An 18,233-nucleotide genomic window follows, 5' to 3' on the forward strand; every position below is an offset into this window, starting at 1 on the left:
CACCTTTCGTCAAGCGGTCTCAGGAATCTCACTGCATGGAACAGACTACGATCGATTTGCTGACCCGCATCGCCGATGCGCTGGACCGGCTGGCCCCCTCGCGGGTTGCCGCCGTGGACCTGACGCAGGCTGACGCCTTCGTATGGCATCCGTCACCCGCCCATCTGGCGCCGGTGCGCACGATCTCCCGAGTCGAAATCGGGCTGCTGAAGGGTGTGGACCGGCAGAAATCCATCCTGGTGGAGAACACGCTGCGCTTCGCCCGCGGCCTGCCGGCCAACAACGCCATGCTGTGGGGCGCCCGCGGCATGGGCAAATCGTCGCTGGTGAAGGCGACGCATGCCGTGGCGAACCAGGAGAATCCTGGATGCCTCGTGCTGATCGAGATCCATCGCGAGGACATCCGTACCCTTCCGGACCTGCTTAACCTGCTCCGCCCCGAATCCCGGCGCTGCCTGATCCTGTGCGATGACCTGTCGTTCGAGAAGGAGGACGCCGACTACAAGGCGCTGAAATCCGTTCTCGACGGCGGCATCGAGGGGCGCCCCGACAACGTCCTGTTCTACGCCACCTCCAACCGCCGGCACCTGATGCCGCGCGATATGATCGACAACGAACGCTCCACCGCGATCAACCCGAATGAGTCGATCGAGGAAAAGGTCTCACTGTCCGACCGCTTCGGCTTGTGGCTGGGCTTCCATAACTGCGATCAGCCGACGTTCCTGGCGATGATCGACGGCTACGCCGCGAATATCGGGCTACCGATCACCACCGAGGCATTACACGCCGAAGCCGTCGAATGGTCCGTCACCCGAGGCGCTCGTTCTGGCCGCGTGGCCTGGCAGTTCATTCAGGAAATGGCGGGGCGGCTCGGCGTGGTGACGAAGGACGTTCAGGCGTTCCCCGACAGATAGTCGATCGCCACCTGCACCCCGCCTGATCGGTGCGGCACGCCCGCCGTGCGTAGACCCATCTCGACCCCACCGAGCGTCCCGATCAGTTGCAGGTCGCCCAGGTCGCCGAGATGACCAATCCGGAAGACACGGTCCTTCAGGATGCCGAGCCCATTGCCCAGGCTCATGTTGAACCGGGTCAGGATCGTCGCCCGCAAGGCGTCCGCGCTGTGACCGTCCGGCATCCGCACGGCGGTCAGCGACGACGAATAGTGCCGTGGATCGGCGCACTGAACCTCCAGCCCCCAGGCGCGAACAGCTCGCCGCGTGGCTTCCGCGTGCCGGTCGTGTCTGGCGAAGACGTTGGTCAAACCTTCCTCCAGCAGCATCTTCGCCGCCTCATTCAGGCCGTACAGCAGGTTCGTGCCGGGTGTGTAGGGGAAGTAGCCGGTCTTGTTCGCCTCCAGCATCGGGCGCCAATCCCAGTAGCTGCGCGGCAGCTTCGCGACCTCGGCGGCCGCCAGCGCCTTGGGGCTGATCGCGTTGAACGACAGGCCCGGCGGCAGCATCAGCCCTTTCTGCGACCCCGCCACCGTGACATCGACGCCCCATTCGTCGTGCCGGTAGTCGATCGAGGCGAGCGACGAAATCGTGTCCACCAGCAGCAAGGCGGGGTGCCCGGCCGCGTCCATGGCCGTCCGGACCTCGTCGATGCGCGACGTGCAGCCGGTCGAGGTCTCGTTATGCACCACGCAGACCGCCTTGATCCGGTGGGCGGTATCCGCCGTCAGGGCCTGTGCCAAGGCCGGAACGTCGGCCCCCCTGCGCCAATCGGTGTCCAGGAAGATCGGATTCAACTGCAGCCGCTCCGCCATTTCTTTCCATAAATGGGCAAACCAGCCGGTGCGGCACATCAGGACCGTGTCGCCGGGCGACAGCGTGTTGGTCAGGGCGGCTTCCCAGGCGCCGGTGCCGGACGCGGGGTAGATGATGACGGGTCCCTCGGTTTGGAAAACAGCACGCAGATTGCTGAGGATTTCCAGCCCGAGCGTACCAAAATCGGGGCCGCGGTGGTCCATCGTGGGATTGTCGATTGCTCGCAACACGCGGTCGGGCACGTTGGTGGGGCCGGGAATTTGCAGGAAATGCCGACCCGGGACATGCGATCCAGCCACGATATGACCTCCTGATTGCGTCGCCCCAGCTTGCGGCGGTTCGCCGCCTTTGCCAATGCTGCGCTGCTGCACCTCCAACCAGGTTAATCAACCCGCATGAGCGCCAACCTCGCCGAGTCCGTAATGCCCGACAACGCGGCTTTCGCGATGCGTCTGGCCCGCAACATCAAGGGCGAGGTGCTGTTCGATCGCGCCAGCCGGGGCCGCTACAGCACGGATGCCTCGATCTATCAGATGGAGCCGGTCGGCGTGATCGTGCCGGAGACGATCGACGACGTCGTGGCGGCGATGTCGCTCGCGCGCGACGAGGGGATTCCCGTCCTGGCGCGCGGCGGCGGCACCAGCCAATGCGGCCAGACGGTCAACCGGGCGCTGGTGATCGACTGCTCCAAACATTTGCGGCGCATTTTGCACGTGGATGCCGAGGCGCGGACGGCACTGGTGGAACCAGGCTTGGTATTGGGGCACCTCAACAACGCGCTGCGCTCAGAAAAGCTGTTTTTTCCGGTCGATCCCTCGACTCATGCCCGCTGCACGATCGGCGGCATGGCGGGGAACAACTCTTGCGGGTCGAAGTCCATCCGCTATGGGTTGATGGCTGATAATGTGCGGGCGATCCAGGCAATTTTGTCGGACGGCTCGCAGCATCGATTCGGAATCGTCCCGGACAACCTGGGGGACCGGATGCCGGCGACGATCGCCGATCTGGTTCAGCGCCTACGGGCTTTGGGCATCTCCGAAGCCGACGAAATCGCCGCCCGTTTCCCGAAGCAGCTTCGCCGCGTCGGCGGCTATAACATCGACACGTTAACCGCCGCCGCCCGTGCGTCGGGCCGCGACAATCTGGCCCGCCTGTTGGTCGGGTCGGAGGGCACGCTGGCCTTCTCGGCGGCAATCGAACTGACGTTGCAGCCGGTCAAGCCGCGCAAGGTGCTGGGCATCTGCCAGTTCCCGACCTTCCGGAAGGCGATGGAAGCGTCCAGGCACATCGTCGCCCTGGACCCCGAGGCGGTCGAACTGGTCGACCGAACCATGATCGACCTCGGCCGTGGCATCCCGATCTACCGTGCGACGATCGACCAGATGCTGATCGGCGAACCCGACAGCCTGCTGATTGTCGAGTTCCACGGCCACGAAGACGTCCCGTTGCTCGCCAAACTGGCCGAACTCGAAACCCTGATGGGCGATCTGGGCCATCCGGGTGTCGTCCGCGTCATCGATCCTGCGTTCCAGGCGGACATCGCTTCGGTGCGGGAGGCCGGCCTGAACATCATGATGTCGATGAAGGGCGACGGAAAGCCGGTGTCATTCATCGAGGATTGCGCGGTCGATCTGGACGACTTGGCGGACTACACGGAACGCTTGAACGGCGTTTTCGAACGCCACGGCACCAAGGGGACGTGGTACGCCCACGCCTCCGTCGGCTGCCTGCATGTGCGGCCGGTCCTGAACATGAAGGACCCGGCGGACGTCGCGACGATGCGATCGGTCGCCGAGGAAGCCTTCGCCCTGGTTCGGGAATACAAAGGATCGCACAGCGGCGAACACGGCGACGGCCTGGTGCGCAGTGAGTTCCACGAACAGATGTTCGGCCCCCGAATCGTCCGCGCGTTCGAGACGGTGAAGGAGGCGTTCGATCCGATCGGCTTGCTGAACCCGAACCGGATCACCCATCCGCCGAAAATGGATGACCGGACGCTGTTCCGCTACGGGCCGGGCTACAGTCCGATCAGCGATTTCATCCCCAAACTCGACTGGTCCGACCATCCCGGCCCGATGGGCGGCATGCTTGGTGCCGTCGAGATGTGCAACAACAACGGCACCTGCCGCGGCTTCGATTCCGGCGTTATGTGCCCCAGCTATCGGGTGACCCGCGACGAGACCCACCTGACCCGCGGGCGCGCCAACACGCTACGGCTGGCGCTGACCGGGCAGCTAGGCGCGGATGCCATGACGTCGGAGCCGATGGCTGACGCGATGGCTCTGTGCGTGTCCTGCAAGGCCTGCAAGCGGGAATGCCCGACCGGCGTCGACATGGCCAAGATGAAGATCGAGGTCACCGCCGCCCGCGCCGAACGGCACGGGGTGAAATGGCGGGAGGGACTGATCGCGGAACTGCCGCGCTATGCCCCGCTGGTCTCCCAGGTGCCGGGGCTGGCGAATTTGCGCAACCACCTGCCGCCGCTGCGCTGGCTGACCGAACATTTCCTGGGCTTTTCCGCCGCTCGGCGGTTGCCGAAATGGCGCCGGGACAAGTTCCTGAACAAAGAGGCCGCGGCCGGCGCCCCCGCGTCGCCGCGCGGCGACGTCTATCTGCTGGCGGACACGTTCAACCGATATTTCGAGCCGGAAAACCTGCGCGCCGCGGTGAAGGTGCTGGCCGCGGCGGGCTATCGGGCGATCGTCCCGTCAACCGGTGGACGGCCGTTGTGCTGCGGCCGCACGTGGCTCGCCGGCGGGATGGTGGACAAGGCGCGACAGGAAGCCGCGCGCACAATGCGTTACCTGCCGGACAACCTGCCGATCATCGGCCTGGAACCGTCGTGCCTGATGACGCTGCGGGACGAATTCCGCTCGTTGCTGCCGGGTGCGGCGACGGACCGGTTCGCCGAACGGTCGATGCTGCTGAGCGAATTCATCGCGAAGGAAAAGCCGGATCTGGCGTTGCGGCCGTTGCCGGGAACGGCTCGGGTTCACGGCCATTGCCATCAGAAGGCGTTCGGGGCGTTTCCCGATGCACTGGCGATGCTGCGGCTGATCCCCAAGCTGTCGGCTCAGCCGATTGCCTCATCGTGCTGCGGCATGGCGGGGACCTTCGGCTATCAGGCGGAGACCGAAGCAACATCGCGGGCGATGGCCGAGGCGGATCTGCTGCCTGCGGTTCGGGCGGCGGCGGCCCATGATTTCATCGTCGCGGACGGGACATCCTGCCGGCATCAGATCCGAGACCTGTCAGGGCGGGAGGCGATTCACTCGGTACGGCTGATGGAGCGGGCGCTGGAAGTGGCGCCATAAGCGGTCGCGCATCTTGTGGTTGTATCGGAAAATAGTCTTAAAAGCGCCATTTGCACGGCATGATTCTTCTGGTATGTCTAATTTTTAACCTAGCGCTTAATTGTGATTTAATCGATGATAAGGTGTCATGGCTCCGGGGAGCGTTCGTCGAACCCGACCTGGATCGGCCAAAATGCCGAAATGGCATTGATTCGATTTGTGGTAATTAGGGCGAGGGAATGCTGGTAAAGACCAAATTTGTGCGTCGATTTATTCGGCGCGTAGGGTGCGGTGCTGCGTTTTGCTTTGTCGCGGGTGCCCCTGTCATCGCAGGCGCGCAACCCGTACCGCAGGATTCCCGTGTCCCGGTTACCGTCACCAAGGCGGTTCGGCAGGATGTGCCCATCTGGTTGCGCGGCCTGGGGACGGTTCAGGCGAATTACGCCGTTCAACTGCGACCGCGCGTCGACGGCACGCTGACGCAAGTGCCGGTCAAGGAAGGGCAGGGGGTCAAGCAGGGCGATTTGCTGGCCGTTATCGACCCCCGTCCGTACCAGGCCGCATTGGACACCGCCGTCGCCAAGAAGCAGCAGGATCAGGCGCAGCTTTCGAACGCACAGGCGGATCTCGCGCGTTATGCGTCCCTGGTCCGGAAGGACTTCGCGTCCCGTCAGCAACTCGATACCCAGCAGGCCCTGGTAAAGCAGTTTTCAGCGGCAATACTGGGCGACGACGCGCAAATCGAGGCGGCTCAACTCAATCTGAGCTTCTGTTACATTACTTCACCATTTGATGGCCGTGTCGGTCTGCGCAACGTCGACCCCGGTAACATCGTGCATTCGGCGGAGGCGACGCCGATCATATCGGTGACCCAGATCCAGCCGATCACCGTCACTTTCACGCTGCCGCAGGACAACCTTCCTGCGATCATGCAGGCGATGGCGAAGCACACACTGGATGTCGTGGTGTATGCCAGCGACAACACGACGGAACTCGACCGCGGTGTTCTGCTGACACCCGACAACACTATCGACATCACCACGGGAACGATCAAGCTGAAGGCGACCTTTGCCAACGCGCATGACACGCTGTGGCCGGGTCAGTTCGTGAACGCAAGGCTGCTGCTGGGAACCGACACCAACGTAATCGCCGTCGCCGCGCCGACGGTCCAGCACGGTCCCAATGGTCTTTTTGTCTACCAGCTCGCCCAGGACAATACGGTCAAGGTGCAACCAATCCAGGTCGTGCGGCAGGAGGGCGACGTTTACGTCGTCTCCAACGGTCTGGCGGACGGAACGATAGTGGTCGCGACTGGCCAATCCCGGTTGCAGGCCGGCACACGGGTCTCCGTGCGGGAGGCTCAGGCCACACCCGCGGCTTCAACCAAGTCTGGCAGCTAGTCACAACGAAGGGGGAGAGCCCACGACATGAGCATTTCCACCCCATTCATCCGACGACCCGTCGCGACCTCGCTGCTGACCGCCGCGCTCGTCCTGGTGGGCCTCGCCGCGTATCCATTTCTGCCGGTCGCGCCGCTGCCACGCGTCGAATTCCCGACGATCTCCGTCTCCTCCAGTTTCCCCGGCGCCAGCCCCGAGACCATGGCCAGCACCGTGGCGCAGCCACTGGAAAAGCAATTCGCCCAAATACCCGGCGTGGCGCAGCTTACCTCGGTCAGCGTCCTGGGCGCGGCGCAGATCGTCCTGCAGTTCGACCTCGACCGGGACATCGACGCGGCGGCCGGCGATGTGCAGGCGGCGATCAATGCCGCCAGCGGCCAATTGCCCAAGGCGCTGCCGTCCAGCCCCACCTATCGCAAGGTCAACCCGTCCGACTCACCGATCATGATCCTGTCCGTCCAATCGGATGAGATACCGCTGATCAACGTCGACGAGTACGCCGACGTCGTGCTGTCACAGCAGTTGTCGCAGATCGCCGGCGTTTCCCAGGTGCTGATCGGCGGTGAACAGAAGCGTGCTGTGCGGGTGCAGGTTGATCCCGGCAAGCTCGCGGCCATGGGCATGACGCTGGAGGACGTGCGTGGCGTGCTGGTCAACGCCACCGTCGATTCGCCAAAAGGCACGGTCGATACCGCGAGGCAGTCTTTCGCGGTCTATGACAACGATCAGCTGACCAAGGCGTCGGAATATGACAACGTGATCCTGGCCTGGCGCAATGGCGCGCCGGTACGGGTGCGCGATATCGGCCGAGCGATCGACGGGCCGGAAAATCAGCTTCTGGGTGCCTGGCAGAACGGCAAGAAGGGCATCCTGCTGGTTGTGTTCAAGCAACCCGGCGCCAACGTCATCGACACGGTGAACCACATCAAGGCGGCGTTGCCGCATCTGGAAGCGTCGATTCCGCCGTCCGTCCACGTCGATGTCATCATGGACCGGACGCTGACTATCCGGGCCTCGGTGGCGGACGTGCAGTTCACGCTGATCCTGTCCATCTGCCTGGTGGTCATGGTGATCTTCCTGTTTCTGCGCAGCTTCTGGGCGACCATCATTCCATCCATCACCGTGCCGGTGGCATTGATCTGCACCTTCGCGGCCATGTTCCTGTTCGGCTACAGCGTGGACAATCTGTCGCTGATGGCCCTTACCATCGCGGTCGGGTTCGTCGTGGACGACGCGATCGTCATGCTGGAGAATATCTTCCGGCACATCGAGGACGGCATGGATCCGCTGGAGGCGTCACTGAAAGGCGCCGGTGAGATCGGGTTCACCATCGTTTCGATAAGCTGCTCGCTGGTGGCGGTGTTCATTCCGCTGCTGCTGATGGGTGGGATCGTCGGACGTCTGTTCCGGGAATTCGCGATGACCATCACCATCGCGGTGCTGCTGTCGGCATTCATTTCGCTGACGTTGACCCCGATGATGTGCTCGCGTTTCCTCAAGCACCATTCCGGCGGCCATAACTGGGCCTACCGCCTGGTCGAGGGCTTCTTCGACGCCCTGATCGGCGGTTACCGCCGCACGCTGGATATCGCCCTGAAGTTCCGCTTCATCACCCTGTTGGTCTTCCTGGCGACGGCAACCACCACGGTGTATCTCTACATCGTCATTCCAAAGGGATTCTTCCCGGCACAGGACACCGGGGTGGTGTTCGGCGTCACCGAAGGATCGCAGGACATCTCCTTCGGCCAGATGTCGGACATCCAGGCGAAGCTGAACGCCATTGTCGCCGCCGACCCCGATACCGCCGCTTACGGCGCCACGGTCGGCGCCGGCGTGGGCGGGCAGACCGGCAACAACGGGCGGATTTATATCGCGCTTAAGCCGTGGGATGAGCGGGTTGGCGGGTCCGCGCAGCAATACATCGCGCGGCTGCGTCCCAAGTTCAACGCGGTCGCTGGCGGCGCGGCGTTCCTGCAGGCGGCACAGGATATCCGCGTCGGCGGACGCCTGACCAAGACGGAGTTCCAATACACGCTGCAGGACGCCGACTTCGACGAACTCTTCTCCTGGGGGCCGAAGGTTCTGGCGCGGCTTCAGACGCTGCCGATGCTGCGTGACGTCACCACCGACCAGCAGACCGGCGGCACCACCGTCAGCCTGACGATCGACCGCGACAAGGCGGCACGCTTCGGGGTGCAGCCGCAGGTCATCGACGACACGATCTACGATGCGTTCGGCCAGCGGCAGATCACGCAGTACTTCAGCCAGGTGAATTCCTATCACTTGATCCTGGAGGTGATGCCCGGCCAGGCGTCCGATGTGGACACGTTGAGCAAGCTGTATGTCCATTCGACGACCGGGCAGACGGTTCCGCTAAACGCCTTCGCCAAATGGTCCACCGCGCCGGTCCAACCTCTTTCCATCAGCCACCAGAGCCAGTTCCCAGCCGTGACGATCTCCTTCAACCTGGCACAGGGCGCGGCGCTTGGTCAGGCCGTGGATGCCATCAACGCGGCGATGCGGGACATGGGCACGCCGATAACGCTGCAAAGCTCCTTCCAGGGAACGGCGCAGGCATTCCAGTCGTCGCTATCCAGCCAGCCCTACCTGATCGCGGCGGCGCTGATCACTGTCTACATCATTCTGGGCATCTTGTATGAGAGCTACATTTTGCCGCTGACCATCCTGTCCACGCTGCCGTCCGCGGGTGTGGGCGCGCTGCTGATGCTGATGCTGTTCCACTATGAACTGACTGTCATCGCGCTGATCGGCATCATTCTGCTGATCGGCATCGTGAAGAAGAACGGCATCATGATGGTCGATTTCGCCATCAATGCCGAACGCCGTGATGGAATCCCGCCACTGGCCGCCATTCGTCAGGCCTGCCTGCTGCGGTTCCGCCCGATCTTCATGACCACGATGGCGGCGATGCTCTCCGGCATCCCACTCATGCTCGGCACCGGCGCCGGGTCCGAACTGCGCCGGCCGCTTGGCTTCGCGATGGTAGGGGGATTGGCGCTCAGTCAGGTCCTGACGCTTTACACGACGCCGGTTATCTATCTGTATCTGGACAGGCTGCAGCACTGGCTGGCACCGCGCCGGTCGCGCATGCCGGCCCTGGCAGCGAAAATGGGAGCAGAGGCGGATTGAAATCCGGCGCCCGGAAGGGCGGTGGTGGGCGCGACAGGGATTGAACCTGTGACCCCCTCCGTGTCAGGGAGGTGCTCTCCCGCTGAGCTACGCGCCCGTTTCACCGGGAGGCCGTGTTTAGCCTGCGCTGCGATCCTTCCGCAAGACCGGATCGCTCAGCAAAAGAAGCTTATGAGCCATGCACCTCATTGCGATCGGGCGGCTGCGAAGCGGGCCTGAGGCGGACCTGTTCGAACGCTACAATATACGGCTGCGGCCGCGCCTGACGATTGCCGAGCTGGCGGAGGAGCGAGGCACCCCAACCGTGGTGAAGCGGAAGGAGGGCGCTGCGCTGCTGGCTGCCTTGCCGCGGGACGCCTTCGTGGTGCCCCTCGACCTGGGCGGCTACGCGCTGGACAGCGAGTCGTTTGCCGGCCGCCTGGGCCAATGGGCAACTTTGTCGCGTCCGGTATGCTTCCTGATCGGCGGCGCCGAGGGATTGGACGCGCCAGTCATCGCCAGGGCCGACTATCTGCTTTCCCTGGGCACGATGACCTGGCCGCATTTCCTGGTCAGGGCGATGTTGGCCGAACAACTTTATCGGGCCCAGGCGATTGCGCAGGGCCATCCCTATCATCGGGCGGGCCGTCCGGAGGCCTGACTCCCGACCGCCGACAAACGGTGCTTGCATCAGTCGGCGACTCGCGCCATGTCAGCCCCTGGGACGACCGGTTGGTGGTCCCCGAGGGCATGAACGGTAATCGCACCCTGGCGCGGGGTCTGGGACGTTGGCGTCGAAGCAGCGATTAAGGAGGACGTATGGGTAGCTTCAGCATCTGGCACTGGTTGGTGGTGTTGGCCGTGATCCTTGTGCTGTTTGGCGGCGGCAACAAGATCAGTGGGTTGATGGGTGACTTTGCCAAGGGCATCAAATCCTTCAAGAAAAATATGGCAGAGCCTGACGATGCCTCGATGGAGGAAACCGCGTCGAAGCCAAGCGGCTCGCTGGCGGGTCCTGGCGCGCAGACCACGGCGACACACCGCGAACCGTCGACGACGGCCTGACGGCAGCAGACCGGTCGGCGGAGCGTTCGGGGCGATGTCCGGCTTGCGCCGAATCTTTCAATAATTTAAGGCATCGATGTAATCTCGCGGACGTTGCTTACGTGAGACGTCTGCGCATTTTGGGCGATTGGCAAAGAGGATGCCTGGGGACGGATGAATCAGACTCTCCGAAAACAGGACCCATCGGCTGGTGCCGCTCGGTTCGTGCCTGTCGCGGCGCTGGATCAGGCCTCGATCCTGGAGGCTTATCGCCGATGGGCGCATATCTATGACACCTCATTTGGCGGTTTTTCGTCGAAGGCCCGGTTGCGCGCGGTTTCCCTGGTCAACCGGCTGCCTGGGACGGATGTGCTGGAGGTCGGAGTCGGGACGGGACTGGCGCTTCCCCATTACGATCAGGACAAGCTGATCACCGGTATCGATCTGTCGAAAGAGATGCTGCGCAAGGCTCGGGAGCGAACGCGGGAGCGTGCGCTGACCAACGTAAAGGCGCTGCACGAGATGGATGCCGAGGCGACACCTTTTGAGGACGCGTCGTTCGACATTGCGGTGGCGATGTTCGTGGCCTCCGTTGTGCCGAATCCCCGACGGTTGCTGGCCGAAATGCGTCGCCTGGTGCGGCCGGGTGGCAATATTCTGTTCATCAACCATTTCGCCGCGGCCCGTGGCCCTAGATGGTGGCTGGAGCGTGCGATGGCGCCGGCGTCCAAGGCGCTGGGCTGGCACCCCGATTTCGCCATGGACGCGATTTTTTCCGCCGACGATCTCGCGCGGATCGAGACCGAGGCGGTTTCCCGGTTCGGGATTTTCACCCTGGTCCGCCTGCGGGTTTAGCGTCCGAACCGGCATCGGACGCGACGCGCCTTCTCCAGACAAAGAAATTCGGCGTGTGATAATTCCGGCCGGGACCGGTAGGTTTGCCAGGGTAACACCGGGTCGCCGGCCGGAAAAATTCTAGGCCGGTCGCGCCGAAAGCGGGGCAACTTCATCCCTGACACCTTGATCTTGTCGATTGCGTCCGGTAGGCGAACAGCAGAGATGCGGCGCCGCGTATCGACCTGTGGTGCGTGACCTGCGAGCGAGTTGGGGTAGTCAATCGATGCGGATTGTAAAGTGGCTCCTGGCGGCCGTGGCCGGGTTCGTATTCAGCCTGTCGGCGACGCCGTTTGCGTGGGCCCAAGGTGTGGTCGGGGAGCCTCGTCCCTGGGAAATGGGCATGCAGCGCTCGTTTGGCCCGATCAAGGACAGGATCATCCACCTGCATGACATGGTGCTGGTGATCATCACCGTGATTACCCTGTTCGTCGCCGGTCTGCTGGTCTGGGTGATGGTTCGCTACAACGCCAAGCGGAACCCGATCCCGAGCCAAACGAGCCATAATCCGATTTTGGAGGTCGCCTGGACGGTGATCCCGGTGCTGATCCTGGTGGTCATGGCCATCCCGTCCTTCCGCCTGATCTACTATCAGGACCGCACGCCGGATCCGGACATGACCATCAAGGTCACCGGCCACCAGTGGTACTGGGAATACACCTATCCGGATCAGGGCAACCTGGATATCGAGAGCCGCTATGTTCACGATGAGGATCTGAAGCCGGGACAGCCTCGCTTGCTGACGGTGGACAACCAGCTTGTCATCCCCGTGGGCAAGAAGATCCGCATCCTGACCACCAGCACCGACGTGATCCACAGCTTCTTCATCCCGTCGTTCGGCGTGCAGCGCTATGCGATCCCGGGCCGCACCATTGAAACATGGATGGAAGCCGATCAGATCGGCACCTTCTACGGTGAGTGCAACCAGATCTGCGGTCAGGACCACAGCCGGATGCCGATTTCCGTGAAGGCGGTGTCCGAGGCCGATTTCAAGACCTGGGTCGCCGAGGCGAAGAAATCCGCGTCGGTGGCTGAACTTCCCAAGGTCGCGTCCCGGTGACTTTGGCGGTAAACTGTCTGGGTGAGAACGGGTGCCGGCTGAACGGCCGGCACGTCAGCGGAGAGATATGATGGCTGCGACTGATTCCCACGCCCATGGGGGCGACCATGCGCACGGCGACCACGGGCATGACCACAAGCCCGGCTTCGTGAAGCGCTGGCTGTTCAGCACCAATCACAAGGATATCGGCACGCTGTATCTGATCTTCGCCGTCGTCGGCGGAACGGTCGGCGGCGTCCTGTCCGAGATCATGCGTGCGCAGTTGATGTTCCCCGGCAACCACGTCGTCACCGAGGGGCAGGAGTGGAACACCATCATCACCAGTCACGGGCTGCTGATGATCTTCTTCTCGGTCATGCCGGCGCTGATCGGCGGCTTCGGCAACTGGTTCATCCCGTTGATGATCGGTGCGCCGGACATGGCGTTCCCGCGGTTGAACAACATCAGCTTCTGGCTGCTGCCGCCGGCGCTGGTGCTGATCTGCATCGGTCTGCTGATGGGCGAGTCCGGTTCCGGCTGGACGCTATATCCGCCGCTGTCCAATGCGACCTACGAACCGGGCATGGGCATGGATTGCACGCTGTTCGCGCTGCATTTGGCCGGTGCGAGTTCGCTGCTTGGTTCGATGAACTTCATCGTCACCATCTTCAATATGCGTGCCCCCGGCATGACGCTGCACAAGATGCCGCTGTTCATCTGGAGCGAGCTGGTGACGGCGTTCCTTCTGGTGCTGGCGGTTCCCGTCCTGGCCGGCGCGATCACCATGTTGATCTGTGACCGGAACTTCGGCACCTCCTTCTTCGACCCGACGGGCGGTGGCGATCCGGTGCTGTTCCAGCATCTGTTCTGGTTCTTCGGCCACCCTGAAGTGTACATCATGATCCTGCCCGGCTTCGGGATCATCAGCCACGTGATCTCGACGTTCAGCCGGAAGCCCATCTTCGGTTATCTGGGTATGGTCTACGCCATGGTCGCCATCGGCGTGGTCGGCTTCGTCGTGTGGGCCCACCACATGTATCTGTCCGGCATCAGCGTCGATACACGGGCCTACTTCATGGGCGCGACCATGGTGATCGCCGTGCCCACAGGGGTGAAGATCTTCTCCTGGATCGCGACGATGTGGGGTGGCTCTATCGACCTGAAGACCCCGATGCTGTGGGCGATCGGTTTCATCTTCGTGTTCACCATCGGTGGTGTTACTGGCGTGGTGCTGGCGAACGCGGGTATCGATGAGGCGGTTCACAATACCTACTACGTCATCGCGCACTTCCACTACGTGCTGTCGCTGGGTGCGGTGTTCTCCATCTTCGCCGGTTTCTATTACTGGATCGGCAAGATGTCGGGTCACCAGTATCCGGAGTTCTGGGGTAAGGTGCATTTCTGGCTGACGTTCATCGGCGTCAACCTGACCTTCTTCCCGCAGCATTTCCTGGGCCTGTCCGGCATGCCGCGCCGCTACCCGGACTATCCGGCGGCGTTCGCGGGCTGGAACTTCGTGTCATCCTGTGGCGCGTATATCAGCGGTCTCGCCATGCTGGTGTTCTTCTATGTCTGCTTCCGCACCTTCACCTCGAAGGCCCACGTTGCCGACAACTATTGGGGTGAGGGCGCTACGACGCTGGAATGGACCCAAACCTCGCCTCCGGCGTTCCACACCTATCTGGAAATGCCGCGGATATCCTAAACCGTGAACAACGCGACCTCATCGATGCAGGGTGACAAGGGGATCGCTACCCCCTTGTCGGTCCCGTATATCCAATCCCCCGATATGGCGGTGGAATCCGACTACCGGGACTGGATCGCCTTGCTGAAACCGCGAGTCATGACGTTGGTCGTGTTCACCGGGGTCATCGGCCTGCTGGTGGCGCCGGGCCATCTGAACCCGGTGCTGGCCTTCACCGCGATCCTCTGCATCGCGGTTGCCGCTGGCGCCTGTGGCGCGATCAACATGTGGTACGATCGCGATATCGACGCGATCATGCGGCGGACGCGGGATCGCCCGATCCCGGCAGGGCGCATTCAGCCTGGCCCCGCGCTGGGGTTCGGCGTCACCCTGGCCGCCGGTTCCGTGCTGGTGATGGGGTTGGTGGTGAACATCCCGGCGGCCCTGATCCTGGCGCTGTCGGTTTGCTTCTACGTCTTCGTCTACACGATGTGGCTGAAACGGCGCACCCCGCAGAATATCGTCATCGGCGGCGCGGCCGGCGCATTCCCCGCGGTCATCGGCTGGGCCGCGGTCACTGGATCGGTGGACCTGATCCCGTTGGTGCTGTTCGGCATCGTGTTCATCTGGACGCCGCCGCACTTCTGGTCGCTCGCCCTGTGGGCGAATGACGACTACCGGCGGGCCGGCGTTCCCATGCTGCCGGTCGTGTCCGGCGCCAAGGAAACCCGCCGGCAGATCCTGCTGTACACCATCGTCCTGGTCCCCCTGACCATGGTGCCTTACCTGATGGGCTTCAGTGGCCTGCCATACGGCATCACCGCCGGTCTGCTCGGCCTGATTTTCCTGGAGCGGGTGTATCGCGTGATCACCGATCGTCAGGACGAGGCAGGCAACAGCCTGACAGGGGACGCGCCGGCCAAGGCCGCATTCAAATACTCGATTCTGTATCTGTTTGCCTTGTTCGGGGCGTTGGCTATCGATCGTCTGATCGGATAGGCGATGGCTTTGGACAACCAGACACCTGCCAAGAATGCCAGCGCCGATGCCGCGCGCCGGCGCCGCGGCCGCAGTTGGGCGATTCTGATTGTTTTGTTCGCCCTGTGCGGCCTGTTCTACGCAATCACCATCGTCAAAATGGCGCATTTCTGATGAATGTGAAACGGCGTAACGCGATTGTCGGGTCGGCCGTGGTCGCGACGATCATTGGCATGGTCGGCATGTCCTTTGCCGCCATCCCGCTTTACCGGCTGTTCTGTGCCGTCACCGGTTTCGGCGGCACGCCGAGTATCGGCTTGGCGGCGGCACCCGGGGCCAGCGGCCAGACCATCCGGGTGCTCTTCAACGCCAACACGAACCCTGGACTGCCCTGGTCCTTTGAGCCAGACCAGCTTGAGGTCTCGTCGAAACTAGGCGAGGAGCAGGTCGCCTTCTACCACGCCACCAACAAATCCAGCCGTCCTGTCACCGGAATGGCGCTGTACAACGTCACGCCGGAAAGAGTCGGCCAATATTTCCACAAGACCGCCTGTTTCTGCTTCAACCAGCAGACCTTGGCCGGCAACCAGACCATGGAATTTCCCGTCAGCTTCTGGGTCGATCCGGCGATTCGCACCGACCCCACCACCGCCGACGTGAAGCAGATCACGCTCTCCTACACCTTCTACCGCTCGTTGGCGGATGCCGAGAAAGTCGGCGCCCTCGCCAAGGCCGGTCCGCATGTCGGTCCGATGTCCGCGGCCGACCTCGCAGCGCTGAAATCGAGAACAAATTGAACGCCGTGGTGAACTCTCCCCGCCCTCTTGAACTCAGTCGAGATTTGGCGATTATGCGGCAGCCGGGTCGGGGCGGTTTCCCCGGCGGTGTTGATATGGATATGGCATGAGCAGCGACGCGCACAGTGCACCGGCCGTGATGGGTTCCGGTTTGAAGCATCCTTATCATCTCCCCGACCCCAGCCCGTGGCCGATCATTGGCGCCCTTGGCGGTTTCATGATCGTGTTCGGCATCGTCCTGGCCGCGCATTTCGGCAGTTATCCGGTCCTCATCCTGGGCGTGCTGACCGTCCTGACGACGATGTTCTTCTGGTGGCGTGACGTCATTCGCGAATCCCGCACGCCGGGCGCTCACAGCCTGATCGTGCGACTCGGCCTGCGCTACGGCATGACGCTGTTCATCACCAGCGAGGTGATGTTCTTCGTCGGCTTCTTCTGGTCCTACTTCAACTTCCTGATCTTCCCGGAAACCCAAGGCAACGGCCAGACGGTATGGCCGCCGACCAACGTCCACACCTTCGATCCGTTCCACCTGCCGTTCCTGAACACGATGATCCTGCTGCTGTCCGGCACGACCGTGACGTGGGCGCATCATTGCCTGCTCGAGAACGACCGCAAGGGCCTGGTCCGCGGCCTCGGGCTCACCATCTTGCTGGGCCTCAGCTTCACGTTCTGCCAGGCGATGGAGTATTCGCATGCCCCGTTTGCGTTCTACGGCGGCGGCGTCTATTCGTCGGTGTTCTTCCTGGCGACGGGCTTCCACGGCTTCCACGTCATCGTCGGCACCTGCTTCCTGATCGTCTGCTGGTTCCGAGCCCGTGCCGGCCAGTTCACCCCGGAACGCCACTTCGGGTTCGAGGCCGCCGCCTGGTACTGGCATTTCGTCGACGTGGTGTGGCTGTTCCTGTTCGTCTGCATCTACTGGTATGGCGCTGGCCAGATCGCGATGGAGTAACCCCGTCCCCGTGGACGAACCGCAAATCTCGACCCTTCAGGCGGCCCTTCGCTGCCGGTGCCCGAGATGCGGAAAAGGCAAATTGTTCACGGGGCTGCTGACATTGAGACCGGCGTGTCCGGACTGCGGCCTAGACCTGACGCAGTCCGACACCGGCGACGCCGGGGCAGTCGGTCTCATCATGGTGCTGGGGGCGATCGTCGTTATCCTGGCTTTCTGGGTCGAATTCCGGTTTGAACCACCGCTTTGGGTGCATGCGATCCTGTGGCCCTCAATAACCCTGCCGCTCGCCATCCTGCTGATGCGGCCGATGAAGGCAGCGCTGGTCGCCCTGCAATTCCGCCACCGCTCCACCGAGATGGGCTTGTGACACCGGCCTGGCGCCGGTTCCTGGTTCCCAGCCTCAGCACCCTGGCGATGCTGCTTCTGCTAATCGGCCTGGGGACTTGGCAGGTTTACCGCCTGCACTGGAAGGAAGGTATCCTGGCGCAAATCGCGACGGGGGAAGCTGCGCCGCCTGTTCCATTACCCGCCAAGCCCTCGCCCTACACGAAAGTCTCGGTAACCGGCCGCTTCCGTTATGACCAGGCCGCCGAGTACGGCGCCGAGGTGCGCGACACGATGGCTGGCCCAACCATGGGTGCCTATCAGATTGTCCCATTGGAGCGCCCCGGCGCCCCGACGATTTTGGTCGATCGCGGCTGGATTCCACAAAACCGAGCAACCGCCCTCAATGAGCCCGCGGGCGCGGTGACCGTCTCCGGCTACGTCCATCCTGGGGACTCGCCGCGCTGGTTCAGCCCGACCGACGATGACGCGGGTCGCCAGTTCTTCACGCTCGACCCGGCGGTGATCGGCGCGGTCGTCGGTGCCCCCAATCCGGAGCCCTACGCCTTGGTCGCCATGGGACCGGAAACAGCCGGGACGTATCCGGTGCCGGCGCAACATTTGCCGCGGCCGCCCAACAACCATCTGTCTTACGCCATCACCTGGTATGGTCTGGCGGTGGCGCTGCTCATCATCTTCGGCGCCTGGGTGCGAAAGGCATTGCGGTCATGACACATAAGTCCGCGTACGAACGTCTCACCACCCGCTTCAAGCTCATCGCCACAATCGGCGAATGCGCCTCCATGCTCGGGTGGGACGCCGCCGCCATCATGCCGCCCGGCGGCGGACCAGCCCGAGGCGACCAACTCGCAGCGCTGGCAGTGCTCCGGCATCAAAACCTGACTGCACCGGAGATCGAGGCCG

16 protein-coding genes, 1 tRNA gene and 1 pseudogene are annotated in these 18,233 nt (G+C 63.1%); 16 read left to right on the top strand and 2 right to left on the bottom strand.

Going from position 1 to position 18,233, the window contains the following annotated elements:
- The first annotated feature begins 35 nt into the window (after window positions 1-35).
- Window positions 36-914, top strand: a complete 879-nt coding sequence (locus tag GSQ89_RS03375; protein WP_158922025.1) for an ATP-binding protein — start codon at window positions 36-38, stop codon at window positions 912-914.
- On the opposite strand, the gene GSQ89_RS03380 is transcribed toward GSQ89_RS03375, so the two are convergent.
- On the bottom strand, window positions 893-2,068 hold the full coding sequence (locus GSQ89_RS03380) for an alanine--glyoxylate aminotransferase family protein (protein WP_254073059.1): 1,176 nt from the start codon (window positions 2,066-2,068) through the stop codon (window positions 893-895). The genes GSQ89_RS03375 and GSQ89_RS03380 overlap by 22 nt on opposite strands.
- Window positions 2,069-2,164: 96 nt before the next feature.
- Here GSQ89_RS03380 and GSQ89_RS03385 point away from each other — a divergent pair, with 96 nt between their 5' ends.
- The 3 genes from GSQ89_RS03385 (at window position 2,165) to GSQ89_RS03395 (ending at window position 9,612) form a co-directional block, all read left to right on the top strand.
- Window positions 2,165-5,083 (top strand): FAD-binding and (Fe-S)-binding domain-containing protein, encoded by a 2,919-nt coding sequence (locus GSQ89_RS03385; RefSeq protein WP_216855993.1) that lies wholly within the window; start codon window positions 2,165-2,167, stop codon window positions 5,081-5,083.
- Window positions 5,084-5,301: 218 nt separating this feature from the next.
- Window positions 5,302-6,462 (top strand): efflux RND transporter periplasmic adaptor subunit, encoded by a 1,161-nt coding sequence (locus tag GSQ89_RS03390; protein ID WP_256367296.1) that lies wholly within the window; start codon window positions 5,302-5,304, stop codon window positions 6,460-6,462.
- Window positions 6,463-6,489: 27 nt separating this feature from the next.
- Complete coding sequence (locus tag GSQ89_RS03395) at window positions 6,490-9,612, top strand: efflux RND transporter permease subunit (protein WP_158922029.1); 3,123 nt, start codon at window positions 6,490-6,492, stop codon at window positions 9,610-9,612.
- A 22-nt stretch (window positions 9,613-9,634) separates the two neighbouring features.
- Here GSQ89_RS03395 and GSQ89_RS03400 read toward each other — a convergent pair.
- Window positions 9,635-9,709: transfer RNA gene (locus GSQ89_RS03400), tRNA-Val, on the bottom strand.
- Window positions 9,710-9,790: 81 nt separating this feature from the next.
- Between GSQ89_RS03400 and GSQ89_RS03405 the strand changes: the two genes are divergently transcribed.
- The 12 genes and pseudogenes from GSQ89_RS03405 to GSQ89_RS03455 all read left to right on the top strand — a co-directional run.
- Window positions 9,791-10,252: a 23S rRNA (pseudouridine(1915)-N(3))-methyltransferase RlmH gene (locus GSQ89_RS03405; protein WP_158922031.1), complete on the top strand. Its 462-nt coding sequence runs from the start codon at window positions 9,791-9,793 to the stop codon at window positions 10,250-10,252.
- A 158-nt stretch (window positions 10,253-10,410) separates the two neighbouring features.
- Complete coding sequence (locus GSQ89_RS03410; RefSeq protein ID WP_158922033.1) at window positions 10,411-10,656, top strand: twin-arginine translocase TatA/TatE family subunit; 246 nt, start codon at window positions 10,411-10,413, stop codon at window positions 10,654-10,656.
- Window positions 10,657-10,809: 153 nt separating this feature from the next.
- Complete coding sequence (locus GSQ89_RS03415) at window positions 10,810-11,490, top strand: class I SAM-dependent methyltransferase (protein ID WP_158922035.1); 681 nt, start codon at window positions 10,810-10,812, stop codon at window positions 11,488-11,490.
- A gap of 265 nt (window positions 11,491-11,755) precedes the next feature.
- Window positions 11,756-12,589 (top strand): cytochrome c oxidase subunit II, encoded by an 834-nt coding sequence (gene coxB, locus GSQ89_RS03420; RefSeq protein ID WP_158922037.1) that lies wholly within the window; start codon window positions 11,756-11,758, stop codon window positions 12,587-12,589.
- Window positions 12,590-12,659: 70 nt separating this feature from the next.
- The gene (gene ctaD / locus GSQ89_RS03425; RefSeq protein ID WP_371734208.1) at window positions 12,660-14,273 is read left to right on the top strand and encodes a cytochrome c oxidase subunit I; all 1,614 of its coding nucleotides are present in this window, start codon (window positions 12,660-12,662) and stop codon (window positions 14,271-14,273) included.
- Window positions 14,274-14,357: 84 nt separating this feature from the next.
- Window positions 14,358-15,251, top strand: coding sequence for a heme o synthase (locus GSQ89_RS03430; RefSeq protein ID WP_254073066.1), 894 nt, complete (start codon window positions 14,358-14,360; stop codon window positions 15,249-15,251).
- 3 nt (window positions 15,252-15,254) lie between these two features.
- On the top strand, window positions 15,255-15,404 hold the full coding sequence (locus tag GSQ89_RS38240; protein ID WP_174254822.1) for a hypothetical protein: 150 nt from the start codon (window positions 15,255-15,257) through the stop codon (window positions 15,402-15,404).
- Window positions 15,404-16,027 carry a cytochrome c oxidase assembly protein gene (locus GSQ89_RS03435; RefSeq protein WP_158922041.1) on the top strand — a complete coding sequence of 208 codons (624 nt, stop codon included), beginning with the start codon at window positions 15,404-15,406 and terminating at the stop codon, window positions 16,025-16,027. Before GSQ89_RS38240 ends, GSQ89_RS03435 begins: the two co-directional genes overlap by 1 nt.
- 106 nt (window positions 16,028-16,133) lie before the next feature.
- Window positions 16,134-16,982, top strand: coding sequence for a cytochrome c oxidase subunit 3 (locus tag GSQ89_RS03440; protein WP_158922043.1), 849 nt, complete (start codon window positions 16,134-16,136; stop codon window positions 16,980-16,982).
- 82 nt (window positions 16,983-17,064) lie between these two features.
- Complete coding sequence (locus GSQ89_RS03445) at window positions 17,065-17,352, top strand: DUF983 domain-containing protein (protein WP_254073061.1); 288 nt, start codon at window positions 17,065-17,067, stop codon at window positions 17,350-17,352.
- Entirely contained in the window at window positions 17,349-18,041 is a 693-nt protein-coding gene (locus GSQ89_RS03450) for an SURF1 family protein (protein WP_254073062.1), read from the top strand. The genes GSQ89_RS03445 and GSQ89_RS03450 overlap by 4 nt, the downstream gene beginning before the upstream one ends.
- Window positions 18,038-18,233, top strand: a pseudogene (locus GSQ89_RS03455) (carboxypeptidase M32); the annotation flags it as partial. The gene GSQ89_RS03450 and the pseudogene GSQ89_RS03455, both read left to right, overlap by 4 nt.

The sequence above is a fragment of the Acidisphaera sp. S103 genome (genome assembly GCF_009765975.1).
Classification (GTDB): domain Bacteria; phylum Pseudomonadota; class Alphaproteobacteria; order Acetobacterales; family Acetobacteraceae; genus Rhodopila.

Bases quoted from the DNA above. Each gene is read 5' to 3' on its own strand.
- GSQ89_RS03405 (WP_158922031.1), top strand. From the start codon at position 9,791: ATGCACCTCATTGCGATCGGGCGGCTGCGAAGCGGGCCTGAGGCGGAC.
- GSQ89_RS03375 (WP_158922025.1), top strand. From the start codon at position 36: ATGGAACAGACTACGATCGATTTGCTGACCCGCATCGCCGATGCGCTG.
- coxB (WP_158922037.1), top strand. From the start codon at position 11,756: ATGCGGATTGTAAAGTGGCTCCTGGCGGCCGTGGCCGGGTTCGTATTC.
- GSQ89_RS03415 (WP_158922035.1), top strand. From the start codon at position 10,810: ATGAATCAGACTCTCCGAAAACAGGACCCATCGGCTGGTGCCGCTCGG.
- GSQ89_RS03395 (WP_158922029.1), top strand. From the start codon at position 6,490: ATGAGCATTTCCACCCCATTCATCCGACGACCCGTCGCGACCTCGCTG.
- GSQ89_RS38240 (WP_174254822.1), top strand. From the start codon at position 15,255: ATGGCTTTGGACAACCAGACACCTGCCAAGAATGCCAGCGCCGATGCC.
- GSQ89_RS03430 (WP_254073066.1), top strand. From the start codon at position 14,358: ATGGCGGTGGAATCCGACTACCGGGACTGGATCGCCTTGCTGAAACCG.
- GSQ89_RS03435 (WP_158922041.1), top strand. From the start codon at position 15,404: ATGAATGTGAAACGGCGTAACGCGATTGTCGGGTCGGCCGTGGTCGCG.
- GSQ89_RS03390 (WP_256367296.1), top strand. From the start codon at position 5,302: ATGCTGGTAAAGACCAAATTTGTGCGTCGATTTATTCGGCGCGTAGGG.
- GSQ89_RS03410 (WP_158922033.1), top strand. From the start codon at position 10,411: ATGGGTAGCTTCAGCATCTGGCACTGGTTGGTGGTGTTGGCCGTGATC.
- GSQ89_RS03385 (WP_216855993.1), top strand. From the start codon at position 2,165: ATGAGCGCCAACCTCGCCGAGTCCGTAATGCCCGACAACGCGGCTTTC.
- GSQ89_RS03440 (WP_158922043.1), top strand. From the start codon at position 16,134: ATGAGCAGCGACGCGCACAGTGCACCGGCCGTGATGGGTTCCGGTTTG.
- ctaD (WP_371734208.1), top strand. From the start codon at position 12,660: ATGGCTGCGACTGATTCCCACGCCCATGGGGGCGACCATGCGCACGGC.